The organism is Halobacillus salinarum (genome assembly GCF_022919095.1).
GTDB classification, from domain to species: Bacteria; Bacillota; Bacilli; order Bacillales; family Halobacillaceae; genus Halobacillus_B; species Halobacillus_B salinarum.
This window is the reverse complement of sequence record NZ_CP095073.1, coordinates 3,536,242-3,557,625: the sequence shown is the minus strand read 5'-3', so window position 1 is coordinate 3,557,625 and position 21,384 is coordinate 3,536,242. Positions and strand designations below refer to the sequence as shown.

Annotated in this window: 22 protein-coding genes and 1 pseudogene; 17 read left to right on the top strand and 6 right to left on the bottom strand. The window is 40.9% G+C overall.

From position 1 onward, the window contains the following. The first annotated feature begins 60 nt into the window (after nucleotides 1–60). The gene (locus MUN89_RS18470) at nucleotides 61–1,014 is read left to right on the top strand and encodes a metal ABC transporter solute-binding protein, Zn/Mn family (protein ID WP_244709323.1); all 954 of its coding nucleotides are present in this window, start codon (nucleotides 61–63) and stop codon (nucleotides 1,012–1,014) included. 104 nt (nucleotides 1,015–1,118) lie between these two features. On the opposite strand, the gene MUN89_RS18465 is transcribed toward MUN89_RS18470, so the two are convergent. Next, nucleotides 1,119–2,285, bottom strand: a complete 1,167-nt coding sequence (locus MUN89_RS18465) for an MFS transporter (RefSeq protein ID WP_244709321.1) — start codon at nucleotides 2,283–2,285, stop codon at nucleotides 1,119–1,121. A gap of 154 nt (nucleotides 2,286–2,439) precedes the next feature. On the opposite strand from MUN89_RS18465, the gene MUN89_RS18460 reads away from it, so the two are divergent. Further along, the gene (locus MUN89_RS18460) at nucleotides 2,440–2,832 is read left to right on the top strand and encodes an OsmC family protein (RefSeq protein ID WP_244709319.1); all 393 of its coding nucleotides are present in this window, start codon (nucleotides 2,440–2,442) and stop codon (nucleotides 2,830–2,832) included. A gap of 245 nt (nucleotides 2,833–3,077) precedes the next feature. Continuing rightward, nucleotides 3,078–3,871, top strand: a pseudogene (locus MUN89_RS18455) (YfkD family protein). On the opposite strand, the gene MUN89_RS18450 reads toward MUN89_RS18455, so the two are convergent. After that, complete coding sequence (locus MUN89_RS18450; protein ID WP_305852429.1) at nucleotides 3,863–4,765, bottom strand: mechanosensitive ion channel family protein; 903 nt, start codon at nucleotides 4,763–4,765, stop codon at nucleotides 3,863–3,865. The pseudogene MUN89_RS18455 and the gene MUN89_RS18450 overlap by 9 nt on opposite strands. Before the next feature lie 69 nt (nucleotides 4,766–4,834). Here MUN89_RS18450 and MUN89_RS18445 point away from each other — a divergent pair, with 69 nt between their 5' ends. From MUN89_RS18445 to MUN89_RS18410, 8 genes are all read left to right on the top strand, one after another. Continuing rightward, nucleotides 4,835–4,987: an SE1561 family protein gene (locus tag MUN89_RS18445; protein ID WP_244709317.1), complete on the top strand. Its 153-nt coding sequence runs from the start codon at nucleotides 4,835–4,837 to the stop codon at nucleotides 4,985–4,987. A 96-nt stretch (nucleotides 4,988–5,083) separates the two neighbouring features. Continuing rightward, nucleotides 5,084–5,257, top strand: coding sequence for a hypothetical protein (locus tag MUN89_RS18440; RefSeq protein WP_244709316.1), 174 nt, complete (start codon nucleotides 5,084–5,086; stop codon nucleotides 5,255–5,257). A 115-nt stretch (nucleotides 5,258–5,372) separates the two neighbouring features. Next, nucleotides 5,373–6,689 carry a Na+/H+ antiporter family protein gene (locus tag MUN89_RS18435; protein ID WP_244709314.1) on the top strand — a complete coding sequence of 439 codons (1,317 nt, stop codon included), beginning with the start codon at nucleotides 5,373–5,375 and terminating at the stop codon, nucleotides 6,687–6,689. Between the two features lie 107 nt (nucleotides 6,690–6,796). Further along, a complete protein-coding gene (gene pdaA, locus MUN89_RS18430) occupies nucleotides 6,797–7,552 on the top strand; it encodes a delta-lactam-biosynthetic de-N-acetylase (RefSeq protein ID WP_244709312.1) in 756 nt (251 codons plus the stop codon). A gap of 164 nt (nucleotides 7,553–7,716) precedes the next feature. Then, on the top strand, nucleotides 7,717–8,583 hold the full coding sequence (locus MUN89_RS18425; protein WP_244709310.1) for a DNA-3-methyladenine glycosylase family protein: 867 nt from the start codon (nucleotides 7,717–7,719) through the stop codon (nucleotides 8,581–8,583). Nucleotides 8,584–8,763: 180 nt separating this feature from the next. Continuing rightward, nucleotides 8,764–10,635, top strand: coding sequence for an ATP-binding protein (locus MUN89_RS18420; protein ID WP_244713921.1), 1,872 nt, complete (start codon nucleotides 8,764–8,766; stop codon nucleotides 10,633–10,635). Nucleotides 10,636–10,678: 43 nt separating this feature from the next. Next, nucleotides 10,679–11,323 carry a VanZ family protein gene (locus MUN89_RS18415; RefSeq protein ID WP_244709308.1) on the top strand — a complete coding sequence of 215 codons (645 nt, stop codon included), beginning with the start codon at nucleotides 10,679–10,681 and terminating at the stop codon, nucleotides 11,321–11,323. A gap of 294 nt (nucleotides 11,324–11,617) precedes the next feature. Further along, nucleotides 11,618–12,466 carry a YitT family protein gene (locus tag MUN89_RS18410; protein WP_244709306.1) on the top strand — a complete coding sequence of 283 codons (849 nt, stop codon included), beginning with the start codon at nucleotides 11,618–11,620 and terminating at the stop codon, nucleotides 12,464–12,466. Nucleotides 12,467–12,577: 111 nt separating this feature from the next. Here MUN89_RS18410 and MUN89_RS18405 read toward each other — a convergent pair whose 3' ends face one another. Beyond that, nucleotides 12,578–12,748, bottom strand: a complete 171-nt coding sequence (locus tag MUN89_RS18405) for a hypothetical protein (RefSeq protein WP_244709305.1) — start codon at nucleotides 12,746–12,748, stop codon at nucleotides 12,578–12,580. Between the two features lie 173 nt (nucleotides 12,749–12,921). Between MUN89_RS18405 and mbcS the strand changes: the two genes are divergently transcribed. Together mbcS and MUN89_RS18395 are read left to right on the top strand one after the other, a co-directional pair. Continuing rightward, nucleotides 12,922–14,496 (top strand): acyl-CoA synthetase MbcS, encoded by a 1,575-nt coding sequence (gene mbcS, locus MUN89_RS18400; RefSeq protein ID WP_244709303.1) that lies wholly within the window; start codon nucleotides 12,922–12,924, stop codon nucleotides 14,494–14,496. Between the two features lie 262 nt (nucleotides 14,497–14,758). Beyond that, on the top strand, nucleotides 14,759–15,190 hold the full coding sequence (locus MUN89_RS18395; protein WP_244709301.1) for a GNAT family N-acetyltransferase: 432 nt from the start codon (nucleotides 14,759–14,761) through the stop codon (nucleotides 15,188–15,190). 1 nt (nucleotide 15,191) lies between these two features. Here MUN89_RS18395 and MUN89_RS18390 read toward each other — a convergent pair whose 3' ends face one another. Next, the gene (locus MUN89_RS18390; RefSeq protein WP_244713918.1) at nucleotides 15,192–15,701 is read right to left on the bottom strand and encodes a cupin domain-containing protein; all 510 of its coding nucleotides are present in this window, start codon (nucleotides 15,699–15,701) and stop codon (nucleotides 15,192–15,194) included. Nucleotides 15,702–15,869: 168 nt separating this feature from the next. Here MUN89_RS18390 and MUN89_RS18385 point away from each other — a divergent pair, with 168 nt between their 5' ends. The 4 genes from MUN89_RS18385 to MUN89_RS18370 all read left to right on the top strand — a co-directional run bounded on the left by MUN89_RS18385 (nucleotide 15,870) and on the right by MUN89_RS18370 (nucleotide 19,555). After that, nucleotides 15,870–16,295 (top strand): hypothetical protein, encoded by a 426-nt coding sequence (locus MUN89_RS18385; RefSeq protein WP_244709299.1) that lies wholly within the window; start codon nucleotides 15,870–15,872, stop codon nucleotides 16,293–16,295. A 97-nt stretch (nucleotides 16,296–16,392) separates the two neighbouring features. After that, nucleotides 16,393–16,647 (top strand): hypothetical protein, encoded by a 255-nt coding sequence (locus MUN89_RS18380; RefSeq protein WP_244709298.1) that lies wholly within the window; start codon nucleotides 16,393–16,395, stop codon nucleotides 16,645–16,647. A 323-nt stretch (nucleotides 16,648–16,970) separates the two neighbouring features. Next, complete coding sequence (locus tag MUN89_RS18375) at nucleotides 16,971–18,596, top strand: BCCT family transporter (protein WP_244709296.1); 1,626 nt, start codon at nucleotides 16,971–16,973, stop codon at nucleotides 18,594–18,596. A 149-nt stretch (nucleotides 18,597–18,745) separates the two neighbouring features. Further along, a complete protein-coding gene (locus MUN89_RS18370) occupies nucleotides 18,746–19,555 on the top strand; it encodes an MBL fold metallo-hydrolase (protein WP_244709294.1) in 810 nt (269 codons plus the stop codon). A gap of 5 nt (nucleotides 19,556–19,560) precedes the next feature. Here the strand turns inward: MUN89_RS18370 and MUN89_RS18365 are convergent, their stop codons facing one another. Together MUN89_RS18365 and MUN89_RS18360 are read right to left on the bottom strand one after the other, a co-directional pair. Further along, a complete protein-coding gene (locus MUN89_RS18365; RefSeq protein WP_244709292.1) occupies nucleotides 19,561–20,262 on the bottom strand; it encodes a DUF5694 domain-containing protein in 702 nt (233 codons plus the stop codon). Further along, the gene (locus MUN89_RS18360) at nucleotides 20,255–21,211 is read right to left on the bottom strand and encodes an LLM class oxidoreductase (protein ID WP_244709291.1); all 957 of its coding nucleotides are present in this window, start codon (nucleotides 21,209–21,211) and stop codon (nucleotides 20,255–20,257) included. Before MUN89_RS18360 ends, MUN89_RS18365 begins: the two co-directional genes overlap by 8 nt. Nucleotides 21,212–21,384 lie beyond the last annotated feature (173 nt).

Genomic DNA, 21,384 nt, shown 5'->3' with positions numbered 1-21,384 from the left:
ATCAGGGAGTAATGGTTACTATTTAATGAGAATGGATTTCTGATGGTAAGGGGGAGAAGAATGAAGAGATATGTAGGAATCCTGGCTGCTTTGTTAGTTATTTTTATAAGTGCAGGATGTGGAAGCAGTGAAGAGACGACATCTGATAATAAGAAGGATGTATTGACGATTAAAACGACCCTTTATCCTCTACAGTATTTTACAGAGAGAATTGCCGGGGAGGAAGCAGAAGTAAGTTCCATTCTGCCGCCGGGGACGAATGCTCACACGTATGAACCGACGACAAAAGAAATGGTGGATATGGCAGATGCAGATGCATTTATCTACAATGGAGCAGGATTAGAAAGTTATGCCTCTGACATTTCTGATGTCATTAAGCCTGAAGGTGTAAAAATTGTAGAAGCTTCTAAAGGAATTGATTTATTAAAGGATACAGAAGAGCATCACCAGGAAGGTGAGCATGAGCACGAAGATCATGATCATGAGCATGGAGATTACAATCCTCACGTGTGGCTTGATCCCGTACGTTCCATTCAAATCGCTGAGCACATTAAAGAGATGATGATTGAATTAAAACCATCCTCTGAGGAAAAATTTAATCAAAATTTTGAAGCTTTGAAATCAGAGCTGCAGGAATTAGATAAAGAATTTGAAACACTTAAAGATGAACCGAAAAAAGACATAGTGGTCTCCCATGCCGCTTACGGCTATTGGGAAGAAAGGTATGGCATTCACCAACAAGCGATTGCCGGCATCAGTTCGACCAATGAACCTTCCCAGAAGGAACTGGAAGAACTTATCCATTTTGGAGAAAAACATGATGTCAACTATGTATTATTTGAGCAGAATGTAACGCCGAAAGTCGCTGAGGTTGTCCAGAAAGAACTAGGAGCAAAAGCACTTCGTCTGCATAATCTGGCCGTTCTGACTGATGAAGATATCAAAAATGAGGAAGATTATTTTACTTTGATGAAGCATAATAAAGAAGTATTAAAAAAGGCATTATCCCAATAATCCCTTTTCATCAAGTGGAGGAAACAATTAAGCGCAGCTGGCAGTTTGAAATCTGTCACAGCTGCGCTTTTTTCGAGAAATTCTTGTGCTTGCTTACCCAGGAATTAAGCTGCCTGGCTCTTTTTCTGACCCTGAACAGCTGCAGTAGCCACCAGCACCAGGAACAGCAGGGCAACGATAATATAAAAAAATGAAAGACCAGGCAGCCACTCGATAATGGCTCCTGATAGAAAGGGTCCGATAATGCTTCCCAGACTAAAAGCCATCCCACAAAGGATATTTCCAGCAGGCAGCAGTTCTTGTGGCAAGAGGTCCGTCATATAGGAGATCCCAAGAGAAAACAGTGAGCCTGCAAATAATCCTGCAATTGAAAAACTAATAAACAGCATAGCGGCTGACCTTTCAAATAGAGCGGCAAATAAAAAGGCAGCGATTCCACCTGATACGGCAAGAAGAATAACTTTTTTACGTCCGATTCGGTCACTTAACGTACCTAAAGGAATTTGGGAAAGCAAACTCGCTGCTGCAAAGCATGGAATGATGAAAGACAAAACGTTCACATTATGTCCGATACGAAGCCCGTATACAGGGAAAATCCCATGAAGGGTCGCTTCTAAAAAACCATAAGCGAGCGGTGGCAGAAAGGCGACCCAGCCGAGGGAAACTGCCTGTTTAAACCTTTTTATTGAGCTTGTGTTATGAATTGTGGTATGGTCATTTTCAGGAGTTTCATTATTAATCCATAATAAGCCCAGCCAAACAGCGAGACTTAATCCAGCTGACAAAAGAAAAGGAACATAAATACTGATGGACAATAAATTAGTCATCAGCGGCCCGGCAGTGAATCCCAGGCTGAAAAAAAGACCATAATAAGCAATGTTCCTTCCTCTAGATTGATGATCGGAAGATGCGGTAATCCATGTTTGTGTTCCGAAATGGAGAATTTGATCTCCAATCCCAATGGTCAGTCTCAAGATAAACCAAAACCATAGAGACTGCCATAGAGGAAACAGGAAGAGGGAAAAAAGGACCAGCGCTCCTCCGAACATGATAATGGGTTTATACCCAAATTTTCTCAAAGGTTTTTCCATGAATGGTGAAGAAATTAATATACCTATGTACAATGCTGTTGCATGAAGGCCGTTAATGGAAGAAGAGATTCCTCTTTCTTCTAATATGACGGCAAGTAAAGGCAGCAGCATTCCTTGTGAAAATCCGGAAATAGTCACGAGACTTATGAGCGTCCAAAAGCGCTGGCGTATTGAGGCCAAATGGCAAACCTCCTGTCGGTTATCATACTTTCCCATCGTACCGAAGGATTGAAGTCGAAGCAAGACTTACCTATTGAATGCGTTAGTTCTTAGCCGAAATCGGTTAATATATAACTATAGGCCTATATAATCTTATACTAAGGAGAGGATAACTATGGATTTTTACTTAAAAGAAAATGGCGTACGGACTTCATTTGAATATGGGCAGCTTAACATATCAGGCGATGAAAATGATGGGTTTCGTCCTTTCCAGCTGATGGTATCCTCGATCGCAGGATGCAGCATAGGGGTGTACCGCAAGATCTTAGATAAACAGCGGATTCAGTTTGAAGACATTAAAGTAACGGCAGATGTAGAGCGAAATCCCGATGAAGCGAACCGAATTGAGAAAATCAAGCTTCACTTCGCGATCAAGGGCTATCATCTGAATCCTGATAAGCTGCTGAAAAACTTGGAAATTTCACGTAAAAATTGCTCCATGGTCCAGTCGGTGGCAAATAGTATTGAAATTGAGGAAACGCTTGAGTGTATTGAATTAAGCAGATAAACGAAAGGGCCTTATCCAGCTTTTGGATAAGAGCTCTTTTTTCATGAGAGGAAATCATTGAAAGACATTTTGGATTAATCTTAGTTGTTACTCATGCGGACCGGTAACAATTGCTTTCGGATGAAAATTCCATTGGAATTGGAACGCCTCCGTTCAGTTTTTTAACTACCGTTTTCTTAAAGAATGTTGCATAGGGGAGGGCGAACTTTCACAAGATAAGAAAAAAGAAAGGTGGCCCCACGCACATGAAAGTAAAGTGGCTGTCATTACTCGTTCTTATTGGTTTCCTTTCACTTATGACAACCGATTCTATATCGGCGAAAGATAAAGAAAATCAAAAGGACTCTTCCATACCGAATCACGTTCTCAATATTTCTAAAGATAACACGTTTCCTAATTCTACCGACGATCAGGAAATACTGGAAGCGGAAGAATTAACGAAGGAGCTTATGAAGGAGACGGATATTCGCATCTCCAACCCTCAGCTTATAGGTATGCTGAATGAAACGACACTAAAGCCATCTCCCTTGCAATTGGCTATAGAGCTGAAATTTTTCTTGGAAGATGGCCGTTAGCTTATGAATCAAAGGAAACAAATATCAATTGGGAATACCAGGAAATCAACACCAACCAGTTGGACAATCACGGTGGGAATTTAACAGAAAAGATCAGTTACAATCAGAAGGAAGAAAAGCATATCAAAGGTGGTTTGACAGCTAAGATAAGTCATGGAGAACAAATGAAAAAGCTGATTCTTCTAGAAGCTCAGAAGAACACGAAGCTTCCTCTCTCCTTTCATACAGTCATTGGAAGGGGAACTAAGCAAAAGAATACGTACGCAGTTCCGGTAAACAAAACCGCTCTTCTTCATGCTTATGCTCCCGCTGTTAATGAAAAAGGAGACGTAACCTTTGGGGATGTGTATATTAAGCTGAAGGGATCAAAAAAATATTTAACTGTAAAGAATGTCACCCGTCAAGGAATTGGCGCATGGATTCCAATTCAAGATCATATCAGCTTTTCTTTTGAACTAAGATAAATCCTGGTTCTCATCTGAATACGATTGATAATGAACGCGCTGCTCAGGCATGGCAATGTTATGATCATACATTGCTTCAGCCAGGATACGGCGCGTTTCTTTCGCTGCTGTCCAGTAAACAAGATCTTCCACTAGGCCGGTTACAGTATATTGAAATCCTTGATAATTATCATTCAAAGAAGTCACGCCATATACTTGAAAAGGTTCAATCGGCTTGTCTGCTAGGTCTTTTTTTAAATACCCATCCAGCTCTTCGTTCATTTTCGCACAGGCTTCCTCCAGCACGCTCATTGCTTTTCTCGGATCTTCCCTGAAATTGGTCGTTACTTTTTCAATGACCCTCATGTGATTGAAATTATAGTTCTCTATCGTATCGATCTGCCCGTTACTGATGGTCAGTAAACGTCCGCTCCATTCCCGGATTTTGAGAAAGCGAAGTCCAATTTCTTCTACTGTTCCGTGAAAGGTATTGTTTAATGTAATGAAGTCCCCTTTGTGAAGTTGTTTTTCATATAAAAGAAACAGACCTGCAAACACATCTTTAATCAGGCTTTGGGCTCCGAAACCGAGAATGATTCCGATTACCCCTGCCCCTGCTAATATTTTTCCAATGTGTATGCCCCAAATGGATAGAACAATGACGGTAAAACCAATCACTGCTGCATAGCTGAGGAGCGAATTGACCATGGACTCCAGGGTTTTTTCTGTTCGTTCTGCAATAAAATCTGTTTTCTCAAAAAATGAATGAATCGCTTTTCGAAGCAAAACGACAGCTATAAAAATGACGACAGCAGCAAGAATAATTTTAAAGGTTTTACTTTCTTCTAAAAATTGGACGGTATCGTGCCAGGTTAATTCCACGTAAATTCCTCCGATTTGTTCACTGTCCATCATGGGAGATGGACAATCTTTTAATACATGTATTATGATGGGAGAGGATATTGAATAGTAAAGGAGTTAATTATGGTACAGCAAGAAAGACTTTCGGATTTGAAAGCGCGTTTATCAGAGTTTGTAAATAAATTGGACGCCCTTGACCCAGAAGAAGCTTCTGTGGAAGATGTTGATCGATTAATCGCTATGCTGGATGAATTAGAACGTCAAATGGATGATTAAATCAGCCTTCCTCAGTAGTATTGTACAGACGAAGGAGGAATTTGTCAGCCTCCTCTTTAATGGATTACTTAGAGTCTAGGGAGAGGAGAGTATCAGATGAATGCATGGATTTTTTACTTATCTCCAATTTTTGGATTTTTATTCATGCTTACCTTAATCATGACGTTTGTAGCTAAGGCGGCTGGCCGAAAAGTATCAGGTTTAATCAAAGGGATATTTTTCGGTTCACTTGTTATTATTATCGCCATGTTTACTTATATCTCTCTATGATTTATTCCAACCCTCCTCATAAGACAGGAGGGTTGATTTTTTGTATTCCTTCCTTTATCATGGTAAATCGCTAATGCATAAAAAGAAATGTAGATCGTGGAGAGGAGATTGTATTATGGCTTCGGCAGTGATTGTATCTGTCCTGGTACTCACTATTTTTAGTCTTTTACGAGTCAACGTAATTATTGCCATCTTAGCCGCAGGTTTAACTGCAGGATTAATGAATGGTGAATCGTTAAAGGATTCGCTGGATATGTTAATAAATGGGATGGGAGATCAAGCAAGTGTAGCTTTGAGTTATATTCTGCTAGGGGCATTTGCTGTTTCCATTGGTTATTCTGGAATTACAAATATTCTTGTCAATTATCTGCTTCGGGTATTAAAAGATAAAAGAACCTTAATGGTATTGGTTATTGCGGCAGTAGCCTGCTTATCCCAGAACTTAATACCTGTTCACATTGCATTTATTCCTTTACTTATTCCACCGCTGTTAAAGTTATTTGACCAAATGGAGCTTGACCGCAGAGCGGTAGCTTCAGCCCTTACGTTTGGTCTTCAAGCTCCTTACGTTATGATTCCCGTTGGCTTTGGTTTAATTTTTCACCAAACCATTCAGGAAGCCATGGCTGCAAATGGAGTAGAGGTAACTATTCCAACGATTGCCAAGTCATTATTGATCCCTGGTTCTGGAATGATTATAGGATTGCTGATTGCTGTATTTGTTACCTATCGTAAAAAACGAAAACCGATGCAATTACAACCTGATTTTCAGCCCGTTAAGGACGTTGCGGATGCGACAAATTCAAAAGCAGGATTTACAAAAAAACACGCTTACACTATCGGAGCGATTTTGGTTACTTTAGGTATCCAAGCGATCTGGGAAAATTTAGTGATTGCAGCACTCGCCGGTCTTATCGTATTGTTTGCTTTCCGTGTAGTTCCTTACCGTCGAGGCGATCGCGTGATGACTGAAGGAATAGGCATGATGGGGACTATTGCTTTTGTTATGCTGGTTGCGGCTGGGTATGCGAATGTCCTTACCGAAACTGAATCCGTTTCAGCATTGGTGGAAGCAAGTTCCAATTATATGGGAAATAACCAAGCTGTGATTGCCTTTATCTTATTACTAGTTGGTTTAGTCGTCACCATGGGTATTGGGTCTTCATTTGCGACGGTCCCAATCGTAGCTGCGTTGTTTGTTCCTATTTGTGCAAGTGCAGGATTTTCCCCGTTAGCTACAGCTGCTTTAATTGGTACAGCCGGTGCTTTAGGAGACGCAGGCTCACCTGCTTCTGACAGTACACTTGGGCCGACATCCGGCTTAAATGCGGACGGCAGACACAATCACATATGGGATACGTGTGTTCCTACTTTTCTTCATTACAATATCCCGTTATTTCTATTTGGATGGATAGCTGCACTAATACTATAACCTGGACAAGTGGTGAATATTCCCACTGGACTTTGCCAATATTTCTTGACTGTTCACACATACTAGGAAAAAAGCGAGTGGTCACTGTGTGGAAATATTTACTGACGATGATGTTGATTTTCACCTTCCTTCTGCCAAACTCGAGCTACGCAGAAGGATTCGGTTATGTGAAAAGTAAAGATGGATCAATTCCTGATGTAGGGAGATACGGTCCTACGATAGAAAAATACGATGGATTTTATGCTGATCGTTCAGGAGATAAAGTCGTGTATCTTACGTTTGATAATGGCTATGAGCAAGGATATACAGGGAAAGTATTAGATATTTTAAAGAAAGAGGAAGTTCCTGCCACTTTTTTTGTAACCGGACATTATATCCAAAGTGCCCCTGATTTGCTCAAACGGATGGCTGATGAAGGTCATTTAATCGGGAACCATTCATGGTCCCATCCAGACTTTACAAAAATCACAAAAGGAAAGATGAAAACAGAGCTGGAAAAAGTCGACCAAGCTGTCAAAGAATTAACGAACCAGGAAGTCATGACATTTGTCAGGCCGCCTCGCGGCACATTTAACGACCAGACTTTAAAATGGGCGAAAGAGTTTGGCTATACTCATGCTTTCTGGTCGATTGCTTTTAAGGATTGGGAAACAAACAATCAAAAAGGCTGGAAATATGCCTACAACAGCGTATTGGATCAGATTCATCCAGGAGCAGTCATCCTCCTTCATACTGTTTCGAAGGACAACGCCGATGCCTTGGAGCAATTAATTAATGAATTACGCAAAAGAGGCTACCATTTCGGCAGCTTAAATGATTTAATGGTAAAAAGGATGCTTCCTTACCCGATATGGGCCTTATAACATCATGAAAACCGTCATGTCCAGAGCATGGCGGTTTTCTTAGCATTACATAAATGGATGACTTAAAGCTGGAAAAAATTATTGTAGGAAAATGATGAGTAAAGGTGTACATTGTCGGGTATTCATGAAGTAAAGCGTCGTTTATTGTCAAGGGGGTTAGTTTTTTGTGGAAGGAATCGTTTAAAGCCAAGAGTTTCTATGATTTTGACTATACATTACGACGGTGGGCCTTTGACCCACTTACCAGGATGGACCGGGAAAAGCGAATTGTATATGTACCGGTTAAATTAAATGGGGAAGGTCATATTGTACAGGTACAGGGAAAGGGAACAACTTCTGAGCCTGGCTTTGAAGTCTCAAGTGACAGTATGGAACATCGCGATCAGCTGATTGAACATATAGGGGAGCTTTTTCAATGGGATCGTGACCTTGAAAAAGTTCACGAACACTTCCTGGATACAAATCTCGCCCAGTTATTTAATGCTCATCCAGGCACCCCCATAGTAAAAGATTTTCATTTGTATGATTGCCTCGTCAAGGTCATTATCCACCAGCAGCTAAATATGAAGTTTGCTCATACGCTCAGCACACGTTTCGTTAGACAATTTGGTTATGAAAAAAATGGAGTCTGGTTTTATCCAGAGCCTGAAAAAGTGGCAGGTCTTCCTTATGATGCTTTGAGAGAATTGCAATTCAGTCAAAGAAAAGCTGAGTATGTAATTGACACCTCACAATTAATAGTGGAAGGGAAGCTGGACTTAAAAAGATTAGCTGCAGAAACGACGGAAGAAATCATCACATCTTTAACGAAAATAAGAGGAGTTGGCGCTTGGACAGCTGAGAATTGGCTGATGTTTGGAGCAGGGAGAGAAGACCTGCTTCCAAAAGCAGATATTGGAATTCAAAATGCCCTCAAATTTTATTTCGACCTCGATCGCAAACCAACGATTTCCGAGATAACGGACGTCAGTCAAGGCTGGGAGCCATTTCGAAGCTACGCTTCCCTGACTCTCTGGAGAAGTATAGAGTAAAGTGCACCTAATTGATAGTCATAATTTGAAAGTAAAGCTTGTATATTGAAAGAGAATGGAAATTTTTGAAATTATGGCATTGAATTCATTTTAAAATATTCAAAATTTTCCCGGGATGCGTTATAATAAATACCGTGTTGGAAAATATTGAACGGTAAAAGGAAAGAGGTCTTAATATTGGTGATAAGAGAAAGGTATTCTGACCATGTTCATAGTGGAGAAATCTTGGATGTTCTAAGCCTGAATGGGACCCCGGCATGTCTAGTCGATCTAAGGCTGCAATTAGTTATGCTGAACCAGGAAATGCAAGAACTTCTTCAACTAGACGAAACGGAAAAGTCATTCTCTGAATGGATCACTGCTTTCCGGATTTTTGACCAGTCCGAAATTCACAAAATGCTTCACCAGTTTATGACTGAACAAACTCGTGAATCGTCCGTTCATATCTCCACTCGAAACAGCTTAGAGCGATTGTTATTTAAAGGTGTGCACTTATCGAACGGACAGATTATTATGACTATTTCGCCAGACCAACACCAACAAGCGTCTGCAAAAGAGATTCACGAAAACTATGGGTCGCAGGTTCCACTTGATTACAAGCACCCTTCTGCAGCAAGGATGCAGACCCTTCACCTTTCCAACCCTAAGGATTCGCAGTTTAAGCACCGCATTACCCACTTAGTGGACAAGTTTCCTCATGGAATTGCTTTGCTGAATTACAATTGGGATGTGCTATACGCCAATCCTAAGATGGAAGAGCTTACAGGTGTGAAATTCAAGGAGAACTACGGCAGAAAGCTGTGGGAAGTTCATTCGATTGCAGAATATTACCTATTCTTTCAACATATTTTAAGAGCGATGGAAACTCAGACTACAGTAGAGTTTGAAGGATTTATAGGGGAGACGAAGAGTATCGTTCACATGACCGTTCATCCCATGGAACAGGGAATTACGGTGTTTGCCAAAGATATCACCAAGGACAAACAGCACCTTCAAGCCCTTAAAGATTCAGAAGAACGTTTTAATATGCTGGCCAACAATATCAAAGACGTGATGTGGATTTGTGACAGTTCTCTTGAGAATGTGTATTATCTCAGCCCTTCTTTTAAGAAGATGTTTGGGATGGCAAGAAGAAATGTTCCAAGTGTTCAAACGGTTATCAATAAGGCAGTTCATGAGGAAGACAGAGCCCTCGTTAACGAATCGTTTAATGCCATGAAAAAAGAAAGAGTACAGCTTGACTATCGTGTCAAGCATCCAACAGGTGATATTAAATGGATTCGAACGAAAGGATTTCCATTAAGAAGTGATGAAAAATGTTATGTTGTTGGTATTCATGAAGATATTACTGAATTTAAAGAAATGATTAAGCTTCGTGAAAGATCCCAGCAGCTTTCAACGATCACTCAGATGTCTGCAGGAATAGCCCATGAAATAAAAAACCCGTTGACTGCTATTAAAGGCTTTCTGCAAATTGGAGCCGCTAATCCAGCTTTACGTGACAATTATCAGGATATCATCCTGGATGAAGTCAACCGCATCGAATCAATTGTTCAGGACTTTATGATGCTTTCCAAGCCTAAGTCTTCCATTCAGTTAGAGGAAGTGGAACTGAAGCAGGTGATTGATTACGTTACAAGACTGCTTCAAGGGGAAGCGGACACCAAAAAAGTGCGCTTATTCTCCAGCTGTCATTTTAACGAACATTCGATTTATACAGAACCTAAACGGTTAAAGCAGATTCTTTTAAATATCGTTAAGAATGCTTTAGAGGCAGTCGAAGTAGGGGGAGAAGTACAGATCAATGGAAAGCAATTAGAGGATGAGCTAACGCTTTCCGTTATTGATAATGGCCAAGGGTTAACAGAACAGGAACTTGCTAAGATTGGTGAGCCTTTCTTTACCACTAAAGAGAAGGGAACCGGCCTTGGTGTAATGGTGACCAAGAAAATGGTTGAGGATTTGAACGGAAGTATTTATTTTGAAAGCGAAAAAGGGAAAGGTACAGAAGTTACGGTCGTACTGCCAAAAGTACATGATAGTGAGTATTGATTCGAGTCCAATGAAATGTTGAAACAAAAGGGGATTAGGTTCTTTGAATGAATGGAAGAGAACTTATTTATGGGTTGTACCTCTGGCATGGTCGGTGGTTTTTGCATATCAGCAGGCCTCCGGCTTTATTTCTCTTCAAATGGCGGAAGCGATTCTAAACTATTTTCTGGCCGGATTGTTGGCCGTGTGGTGTTTGAGAGGGAAGAACCTTCCCTCTTTTTTTGATCAAGTACTAGCTGTATTATGGGTAGTTTATATTATGGTCCTCCATAATTACTGTACTTATCTTCCATTTTTCTCAGACAGCTTTATTCATGGACAGTTCCAACCAAAAGAGAGCCTTTACGGGGTTAATCTTCATCCATTTGCGACCATTCAGCTGACTTTTGACCGGACGGTATGGCTTCCATTAATGGTCAAGCAAATTGTCGGGAATGTGCTTCTTTTTATTCCGCTATCCTATTTTATGTTACGGCTTGGGATTGTGAAGAACGCTTGGGAAGCCTTGGCTGCTTCTATACTTACCACTTGTTTTATAGAGTCTGTACAGTTTTTATTTTCTTACATCCAATTGCTGGATCGTTCTACGGATGTGGATGATGTGTTATTAAACACGTTTGGAGCTTTACTTGGCATCATGCTTTACTATACAATGGTTTTTACTCGAAAGGGTAAAAGTAAAACATAGAAGAAGTAACGGTAGACTGCTGAATTCATGCAGCCTACCATTTTTTTTACCCAAAATAGGAGTGTTTAGACTGTTTTTTAATTTAGGGAAAATTGAGAAAGTGATAAAGAAATCGGGCCGAACTACGGATGAAAATTGTGAATATTTTGCCTTGAAACGTTTCCAAAAAAGAAATGTATTTTTTACAGGCAAACCTGTTTACAAACCCATTTTTGGGCTCTATAATCCCGTTTGTACCGTTATTTGATTCGTAAACCAAAAGCAAGCAAGTATGGATATAAAGGAGGCTTTCTGATGCTGAAAAAATTATGGTCATTCTTACTCATCAATGCAGGTGCGCTTTGTGTAGCAATAAATGTACACTTCTTTCTCTCTCCTAATGATTTAGCAACGGGCGGAGTCAGTGGTTTATCCATTGTATTAAATAAGGTGTTTCCTGATTTGTCTTTAGGATTAATCATGTTAATCCTGAATATCATTTTATTTATTGTCGGAATCATCTTTTTAGGCTTTCAATTTGGAGCAAAGACGATATATGCAAGTTTGGCTTTATCTTTTATGGTTTGGGGACTTGAAGCATTATTCCCTATGCACCAGCCACTAAGCGACGATCTCTTGATCCAGCTGATCATCGGACAAATGATTGCTGCGTCAGGGATGGCTATAGTTTTTCATCAAGGAGCTTCCACTGGGGGAACGGACATCCTGGCGATGATATTAAATAAATATTTCTCTGTGGAAGTAGGAAAAGGTGTGCTGTTTTCTGATATTGCTATTGCCTTTTCTTCCATGTTACTCTTCGGTCCAGCTGTCGGAATGTATGCGTTCTTTGGGGTAATTCTGAATGGTTTAGTCATTGATTATACCCTCCAGCAATTCGACAATAACAAAGAAATCGTCATCATTAGTCAGGAAAGCAGACTCGTCCGCGAATTTATTGTCCATCAATTAGGAAGAGGGGCAACTATTCATCAGGCAAAAGGTGCCTTTAATGAAGAGGATAAGGAAGTCATCACGACAATCTTAAATCGAAAAGACTATACCCGATTGAAAAAATATATGTCTGCGGTGGATGCGAGAGCCTTTATTACTGTTCATTCGATGAATGAAATTTTAGGACAGAATTTTAAACGTCTTGCTTAACATGCTTGGAGACGAACCATCTCTCATCTGCAGAAAAGAAAAAAGCCGTAAAAGCTGAAAAGCTTTTACGGCTTTTTGTGTAATAGCGCCATTTTAGCATGTTTATATTTTTTAACGTTTGTAAATAAATAAGAACCGTTCAGCAGCAATAGAGACAAAATTACGGCTGCAGCCAGCTGCCAACTCGTTGTTAGGTAAGATAAATCCTAAGCATGCAAGAGCAAGGACAGAATAAAGAGTGAGGAGCATCTGCCAGGTTTTCCGTGTATGTTGTCGATCCATGTCATTTCACTCCGTGCGTTTTTTTTAATCATAGTACAGGTTGAATAGTCTGTCAATTTACTGAACTCAATTTGATTGACCTAAGGAAACTTTTATATTTAAATAATTTTGAAAATTTGTTATACTAGGTTTGCTATGTAGTGATGATAGGATAAAAGGAGGAGATGTGAATAATGAACCGTGAAGAGCTTATTGCTCCAGAGCAGTATAATATTGTTAAGGAAGTAGAGAAATACGCCGCGGAACCTGATCGAAAGGCGCTGTTGTGGCTGGATGATAAAGGTCATGAAATGGAAATTACATATAAAAAATTAATAGAGAATGCCAATAAAATTGGAAACGCTTTCTTGGGAAGTGGTCTCAGCCAGGGGGATAAGATCCTTGTCATGGTTCCCAGATTAATTGAAGCGTATCAGGTTTATTTGGCCGCTTTAAAAGCTGGCCTCGTAGTGATCCCAAGTTCTGAAATGCTTAGAACCAAGGACCTTCAATATCGTATCTCCCATGGAGAAGTCAATGCAGTTGTGAGCTATCTTCCTTTCGTCAGCCAGTTCGAAGGAATTAGAGAAATGAAAGCAATAAAAGCTTTTTCAGTTGGAGGCTCAGCTGATGGCTGGATAGACCTTGATCTTCTGATGAACGATATGGATCCGCATATGGACATGGCACCGACAAAAAGCCAGGATATGGCTTTTCTTTCCTATACTTCTGGAACGACCGGCAATCCTAAAGGGGTGGTTCATACACATGGATGGGGGTTTGCCCATTTAAAGACGGCGGCTTATAAATGGCTGGCTATTGAAGATAAAGATACGGTGTGGGCGACCGCCGGACCAGGCTGGCAGAAATGGATTTGGAGTCCCTTTTTGTCTGTATTAGGTACAGGGGCAAGAGGATTAGTTTATCAAGGGAAGTTTGACCCGAAGGTTTACTTGTCCTTAATGGATAAACATGAAGTCAACGTGCTGTGCTGTACTCCTACAGAATATCGATTAATGGCCAAAGTAGATAATCTGGACGAATATCGTCTTGCCGCTCTTCATAGTGCTGTGTCTGCAGGCGAGCCGCTGAACAGAGAAGTGATTGACACCTTCCAGAATTACTTTAATGTAACTGTCAGAGATGGATATGGACAGACTGAAAATACGCTGCTTGTCGGGATTATGAAGGATATGGAGGTTAAGCCGGGATCCATGGGTCGTCCTACCCCTGGGAATCAAGTAGAAATAATTGATGAAATGGGAATCCCAGTAGATGCGGGCGAGGTAGGAGATATTGCTGTTCACTTAGATACACCAGCTTTATTCAAGGAATATTATAAAGACCCGGAGAGAACGAAAATGTCGTACCGCGGTCATTATTATGTGACAGGAGACCAGGCGAAGAAAGATGAGGACGGTTACTTCTGGTTTGAGGGGCGAAGTGATGATATCATAATAAGCTCTGGATATACGATCGGCCCATTTGAAGTCGAGGACGCTCTTGTTAAACATAAAGCTGTTCAGGAGTGTGCCGTAGTAGCAAGCCCCGATGAGGTAAGAGGCAGTGTTGTGAAAGCCTACATTGTATTACAAAATGGGTATAAAGGGGACGAAAGTCTAACGGAAGAGCTGCAAAATCACGTCAAAGAATTAACTGCTCCGTACAAGTATCCTAGAAAAATTCAATACATTCATGAGCTTCCTAAAACAACTTCAGGGAAAATCAGGCGCGTGGAATTGCGAAAACAAGAAAATGTAACTTTGTAAATGGTTATTCTAGTAGGAGGAATACTCGTGAAACTATTAAAAACCATTACCTGGGTTATTCTTCTTGGGGGTATAATTGCTTGTATACCAACTAGGGTTTACAGTCCTGAATCCGAAAAGGAAATAGATCAATCATCTTTTCGCTTTAAAGAACAAGTCATTGACCGGACGCGAATATTATAAGAGGAATGATTTAAACATTTGTATCGAGCCATTAGGAAGCGGATTCCTAATGGCTCAAATTATTAGGAGGGATGAGAGCATGATTAGACAAGCTGTCGCTGCTGATAGCCAAAAGCTGCAGCCATTACTAAACACTCTTGGCTATCCTGCATCTTTAGTATCCATTAAGGAAAGAATGGAACGTATTGTTCAACACTCCGACTATATGACCTTCGTTTTTGAAGAAAGAGAAGAGCTTCTCGGTATGGTGGGGATGTCATTCAGCCTTGCCTACCATAAGGATGAACCTCATGTTCGAATTATTGCTTTCGTTGTTTTGGAAAATGCACAGGGAAAAGGTATAGGACGTAAGTTAATGAAACAAGCAGAAGCCTGGGCACGGCAAAAAGGAGCAGGAACGCTCATGCTTAACAGCGGTAATCGTAAAGAAAGAGAAGAGACTCATAACATTTACAGGCATATGGGATTTGCGGGTACAGCCACCGGTTTTTATAAAAACATTTCCCTTTAAATCATTTATTAACGGGCTGCCATTTTTCAAATAGAGGTCCATGTTTGCCATGAACGGGATCTTGATCAGGAAATGGAGCCCTCTCTATTTCCTGTTGGCCCTGTTCAAAATCCACTTGGTTTTCAGTCTTAATGTCATAAGATGAACCAAAAGGATACGCGCCTACTACTTCAAAGTCATCTGTGGAATCCATAAGTTTGTGCCCAACGCCTGCAGGAATAATAACAACATCTCCTTTAATCATCTTTTGTTCCTTGCCTTTTTCCCCGCCAAGCATGATTATCCCACTTCCGGAAGTGACCCCGAGTACCTCATGGCTGGTACTGTGATAATGGTGGTAGTCATACACACCTCCCCGCCAGCTGTTTTTCCAGTTATTTCGATTGAAGCACGCCTCGACTTCCTCAAACAATGTTTCCTTATAGAACAAAACCGGATACACAGGATGATTCGGAATCAATCCATGACTTTCTTGAAAGTTGTAAGAAATGGGCTTATTCAAGCCGCTCACCTCCTTCATTTTCTTATAAAGTAATAACCGTTTTACAGAATTATGAAACTATTTGCTTAAATAACTCGTATATAATAATAGAACAAATCTTAAATAGGGAAAAATTACATATTATAATGGTTGTAAAAGATTGGGAATTTAAGGGAGTTATTAAATGAGGTGAAAATATTGGGGAAAAGATTTTTTTATGTTTCAGGGATCATAGTTCTTGTTGCATTATCGATTATTTATATAAATCAACGCTATTTTTTTAACCCGTTTGACTTTACTAAAGATCGTATTACTTCCCACAATTGGAGCGACTATCAGCGCCCGCTGACGATGACTTACATCGATTTTAAAGAGGAGCGGAAGAGTTATAAGATTGAAAATGAACAAAAGATAAGAGAAGTATTGGCCGCCCTTAAAAACAGTTCAAATATGAACAAGAATGCTGCTGATGGAGAGCTGCAGGGAGGATTAACACTGAAGAGCAATAATGATAACTTGTTACAGGTACTGTTTTATTCGAATCATTGGGAAATTCTAAAGAATGACGCCAAAAAATTCAAAATTTCAGAGCCCTTGGAAAACCTGGTCATTAATAAGTATTAAAGTCCGCATACGATGCGGGCTTTTATTTATTTCCTAACCATATCGGAATGTAATATACTGAAAAAGGACATGAATAAGGCAGATGGGAAGTGATGAAATGAATAAGTGGTTCACCCACATTTTTAATTCGTTTGCTGGGATTTTTTTGATAATTGAAGGCGGTTTGTATATCTTTATGAATAACAAAGATGGGGCACTTCATCTGCGAAGTATGATCATGACGATTCTACTGATATTGGCATGGGGAATATCTTATCGAAAACAGCTGGTAAGTGAAAATCAGAATGCCTGGCTGATAGTGACCATAATCATATTAATTCCCATGATTCTTCCATGGCTGTTTTTTATTTAATGGTTAGCAAAAATAGCTGTACCTCTGAATAATAGCTTCGACCCTGCCTCTCTTCTCTCACTTTAACTCTCCCTGTAAAACTAAGAAATGACAAGCAATTTGTCGTATTCTCTCAATAATTGTTGAATTCGTGTTAATTTTCCTGACATTAGGGTAAGACATATACATACCCCGTTCGTATTAAAGGATCCCTTTTGGTACAATGAAAAAGTTGCATTTTCCCTCTTCTGCTTTCTTATCCTCGAAGTATGAGTCCGCGAAGTTCGTTCAAACTAAGGTTAATGAAAAATGTTTTGGTTATCAAAGAAAGGATTGAGAATCTCTTGAAAACAAAGTTAATAGACTGGCCTACGTTTATAGGCGCGTTGTTCTTATTGTTAGCCGTTACGATTCCTCTCGTTCTTTTCCCTGAAGCGGGGAAGAAGTTCGTAGGGGACGCAAACTCCTTTTTGACCGGTAATTTTGGTGTTTTGTATATGGTGATGGGGCTTTCGGTATTTGCCTTTCTTGTTTATGTTGCATTTAGCAAGAACGGGCAAATTAAATTGGGCGATGAAGGAGAGAAGCCTGAATTTAATACGTTTTCCTGGGCGGCGATGTTATTTGCCGCTGGTATTGGATCCAGTATTCTTTATTGGGGAACAATTGAATGGGCGTTTTATTATCAAGGACCACCCTTTGGACTGACGCCTGAATCAAAAGAAGCCATCCGCTGGGCGTCTGCTTATGGAATGTTCCACTGGGGACCAATTGCCTGGGCTATTTACACACTGCCGGCGCTGCCAATTGCTTACTTTTATTATGTCCGTAAGAAGCCGGTACTTAAAATCAGCGAAGCCTGCCGTCCTGTCCTTGGTGATCGTGTTGACGGCCTGCTTGGGACTGTAATTGATGTATTGTTTATGTTCGGCCTGTTGGGCGGGGCGGGTACTACGCTTGCTTTAGGTACGCCGATGATTGCCCAGGGTGTTACCGATCTTACAGGACTGCCTGCTAATCTTGGTCTGAAGGCAGGGATTATGCTGCTTTGTACAATCATCTTTGCGATTAGTGCTTATTCTGGTTTGAAACGCGGCATCAAAATACTTAGTGATATCAATTTGTGGCTTGCGTTGTTTATTCTTGCCTTTATGTTTATTTTTGGTCCGACTCGTTTTATTAGTGAAACGACGGTCAACGGGATCGGGATTATGGCGGATAATTTCTTTAAGATGGCTACCTGGCTTGAACCTTTTGGCAACCTTAATCAATTTAATGAAACTGATTTTCCTGAATCCTGGACTATCTTCTACTGGGCATGGTGGCTCGTATATGCCCCATTTGTGGGCTTGTTCGTTGCTCGAATTTCCAGAGGGAGAACCATCAGGCAGATGGTGCTTGGAACGATGATTTACGGAACAATTGGATGTATCCTGTTTTTCGGAATTATGGGGAACTTTGGTCTTTATCTGCAGCTTACCGGTTCGTTTGATGTGGTCGGTTTTATGGATGCGAACGGCACACCTGCAACGATTATAGAAATCATTAATCAGCTTCCGCTGGCTAAGTTAATGGTGCTTCTGTTTACGATTCTTGCGATCATTTTCCTGGCCACGACATTTGATTCCTCTTCTTATATCCTGGCTTCAGTAGTGCAAAAAAATGTGGAAGGGGAGCCATTGAGGTGGAATCGCTTATTTTGGGCATTTTCCTTATGTTTAATGCCGTTAGTTCTCATGTTTTTAGGCGGATTGGATACGCTGCAAACTGCAAGTATTGTTGGTGGTTTTCCACTCCTTTTCATCATGTTCCTCCTCGCCTGGTCTTTTATTAAGGCATCTAACCGGGATATCAGGGCGTCGGATGATTATGAATCACCAACGATCCATATTAAAAGATGGAAAAAGCGCCCGAAAAAAAGGAAGCGTTCTGCTTTGGAAGCATTAGAGGATGTAAAACAAAAAGAGTAGACTAATCCCCGCATTGAGCGGGGTTTTTTTGTGGAAGAAGAAGGAATAAATACAAGATAAGACTTTTGCAGGAAAGATTATTGTCCGATGGTCTGATGATTCCATAGCATCTCCGTTTTACAATGAATGCACGAAAGGAAGATTAACTTATGCCTTCATACATTTGCAAGACTTGCGGAGTTCAGTATGCCCCCTCAGAAAAAGAACCAGAGCACTGTATTATTTGTGAGGACGAACGCCAATATGTTCCTAAGTCTGGACAGAAGTGGACAACGCTGGAAAGTATGCAGCTTCAGAGTTTTCATAATGAATTTAAATGGGAAGAACCTCATTTGTTCAGCATTACGACTGTGCCTGAATTTGCGATCGGTCAAACCGCCTATTTCATTCAGGATGAAGAGATGAATATTCTATGGGACTGTCTTACTTACCTTGATGACGATACGATAGAACGCATTCGCTCCATGGGGGGTATTGATGCGATTATACTTTCCCATCCACATTATTATTCGACTCAGGTTGAATGGGCGGAGGTCTTTGATGCCCCCATTTATATCCATGAAGATGATAAACAATGGGTACCTAGGGAGAGCAGATGGATAGAATACTGGGCAGGAGAAACTCTTGAAATTTCCAATCAAACTGCAATTCATCGATTGGGAGGACATTTCCCAGGTGGAGCAGTCTTGAATTGGGCGGCAGGGAACAACAAGCAGGGTATTCTCTTGACTGGAGATATTATTCAAGTGGTGGCAGACCCGGGATGGGTAAGCTTTATGTACAGCTATCCAAACCTTATTCCGCTTCCTGCTTCTACCGTTGCTCAAATAGCAGCCAAAACGGAAGCCATCCCTTTTAACCGTGTCTATAATGCCTTCCATGGACTGATTGAGGATGGAGCGAAGAGAGCGGTTGAACAGTCCGCAAAGCGTTATATCAACGCCTTGATAGAGGAATAATCTGCTTACATTTGTAAATAAGAGAGCGGGGATACCATATGGAAATCTCCACTGTCACTTAGAAGCTGAGACACGATATGCAAGTGGTCAGACCCTAATAATACGAGGATCCGATCCTGGTTTTCAGCTATCCTTGTCAAATTAGCAGTTATAGCGAGATCTCTTTTATACCATTGCGAAAGCCACTGTACACCGAGAGGATGGTGTCTGTCTCCGGCTTGGGCAAGCTTAAGATACATGCGCTGAAGCTTGTGGCTGTAAGCAGGCTTGTTTATTGACTGAAGGGTGTGTAATAACGTTTCGTTATTTTCTCCATCCTTTAGTTCTGATTGAAGCTGTAAAATTACCTCAAGTAATTCCTGCTGCTCGTTCTTCAGCCATGAAAAGACCGTATCCAGGGAAGGAACGGACATTTCCACCGGCTCATCGACTGGATAAAGCTTGGAATGGTTAAAGTGAGCGGCCAGCCGAAACCCAAGCTGTTCACTTTCGTCATAACTTAAAGGCCCATTATTATGCAGGAAAGCAGCATAATTTTTATTGAGTTCCTCATCGACTAAAAATGGTTTTTCTACCGCAATTTTTGTCGGCCGGAAAGCTTTGAGGGATTTGATAACCGAATGGATGTCCTCTTGTTGCAGATTTACGATCTCAGGTGAAAGCGCTAAATGAGGACATCCTAATAATGAGATTATTGGTTTATCCATCCTTTTCCTCCTCTCTCGTGTGAAAATAAGGCAGTATATATTCGCCGAGTTCCTGCATGACATCTACTACGGGGCGTTTATTCCTTGAAAGTCCTAACATAATGTGGTTAACTCCAATTTTACGGTATTCCTCCAATAGGTTCAGAAGCGCATTTCTGCCGAGACGGTAACCGGCTGGAATTTTCTCCCGAGGGGCATCAGGGTCGTCCTCAAGCTCTAAGGGGAGAGGCATAATAAATGGCGAAAATCCTTTGCCCTTCCGTTTTGAACGATAACTGGAAATCGTCTCAGCCTGCCGTTCAGGGGACTGGGGATAGAACATCCAGCCGTTTCCATGCTCAGCGACCCAATCCAGCGTCTGCTGGCAGTATCCTGTCATAAAAACAGGGATCTCTTTTAATGGTTTTGGCACAAGATTTGCTTTATCAATTTTGCCAAATTTAGATTCAAGATTTGGAAACTCATTAGCGAGGACCTCTCTAAAATAATAAAAAGCTTCCCTGAACCATTCCCCGCGCTCCATGATGGGTACTCCTAATCCTTCAAAATCTTTTCTACGATCTCCTGATGAAATTCCTAGCATAAGTCTGTCTGGAAACAATCGATCGATGCTGGCTGCTTCCTTAGCTGTACGAAGCGGATGTCTTAAAGGAAAGACGATTGCAGCGGTTCCTAATTTAATTGTCCTTGTTTGTGAAGCCAGGTAGGTTAAATAAATCAAGCTGTCAAAGATCTGGCCGGTTGCCGGATCCTCAAAAGTTGGATCCTCCAGCATCACATCCTGGAGCCATAAGCACTGAAAACCAAGCTGTTCAGCGAGCTGAGCTCGTTCAACCTGGTGCTCCATAGTCGGAGGTGTTTGAATATAATTTTCAAGGGGAATGGTCAATCCAAGCGTCAATTTATCTTTTTTCAGCATTGTACGGTAGCCGCTATGAGCGTTAAGCATTTGTAAAACCTTCCTCCATGTAAAACTCTGTGTGTCTATTATAGGGAAAGACAAGAGGAAATAGCCAACTGGGTGCTTACCTTCATGTTATTTGAAAAAAACCAATAAGAAAAGCTGCCGAAATTTTCGGCAGCTTGTCAGCTGGAGAGCTGTCATAGTGCGTTAGAGCATGT